The organism is Microvirga sp. P4_G7 (assembly GCF_056401005.1).
On record NZ_JBFUKD010001005.1, the window covers coordinates 1 to 980 of the forward strand.

Here is a 980-nt window from a genome sequence, read left to right on the forward strand (position 1 = left end):
CCATCTGCCAGGATCCGGCGGCGCCTTTCGAAATCACGTCGAGAACCGCTTCGATATCGAGCCCTGCCTTCTTGCCGAAATGAATGCCCTCCGCGAGCCCTTGGACAAGACCCGCGATGCAGATCTGGTTGACCATCTTCGTCAGCTGGCCGGACCCGGCGGGTCCCATCAAGCGGCACGCGCGGGCAAAGCTCATGATCACCGGTTCGGCCTTGGCGTAAGCGTCGGCATCGCCGCCGCACATCACCGTCAGCACGCCGTTCTCCGCACCGGCTTGTCCGCCGGACACGGGCGCGTCGATGAAAGCCGCACCCTTATCCGCCGCAGAGGCGTGGAGCTCCTTGGCCATCTCGGCCGACGCAGTGGTGTTGTCGACGAAGATCGCGCCTGGCCGCAACGCATGGAACGCGCCGTCCCGACCCATCGTGACCTCGCGCAGATCATCGTCGTTGCCGACGCAGCTGAAGACGAAATCCTGGCCTTCCGCCGCGAGGCTCGGAGTCTTCGCGGGCTTGCCGCCGTTCTCCGAGACCCACTTTTCGGCTTTGGCGAAAGTCCGGTTGTAGACGGTGAGTTCATGCCCCTTCGTCTGCAGATGCTTTGCCATGGGATAGCCCATGACGCCCAAGCCGAGGAATGCCACCTTCGCCATCGTGCGACTCCGTTTCGTTCAATGAAATTTATGCGGGGAAAGACAGATCGTCGAAAGATCTATTTGATGTCGAACGGAAAATACTTGGCGCGAATGCGGTCGTACGTACCATCCGCAATGACATACCGGATCGCGCTGTCGAACTGGTCCTTCAGCTTCATATCTTCCTTGCGTAAACCGATCCCATACGTCTGAAACCGGAATGGCGGAACCTGCGGGACATCTGCGATCAAGCGGCAGCAAGCGCCTTCACGGGTTTCGAGAAATTTCTGCAACGTGGGTTTGTCGCCGAAGACGAGGTCGAGCCGATCGGTGAGAACGTCAAGGT

1 protein-coding gene and 1 pseudogene are annotated in these 980 nt (G+C 60.0%); both read right to left on the bottom strand.

Features of this window, described 5'->3' with window-relative positions; translation table 11 throughout:
• The coding region (locus AC1DT3_RS22575) for an NAD(P)-dependent oxidoreductase (RefSeq protein ID WP_477467404.1) at positions 1–652 on the bottom strand (652 nt) is incomplete at its 3' end.
• Between the two features lie 59 nt (positions 653–711).
• A pseudogene (locus AC1DT3_RS22580) lies at positions 712–980 on the bottom strand (transporter substrate-binding domain-containing protein); the annotation flags it as partial.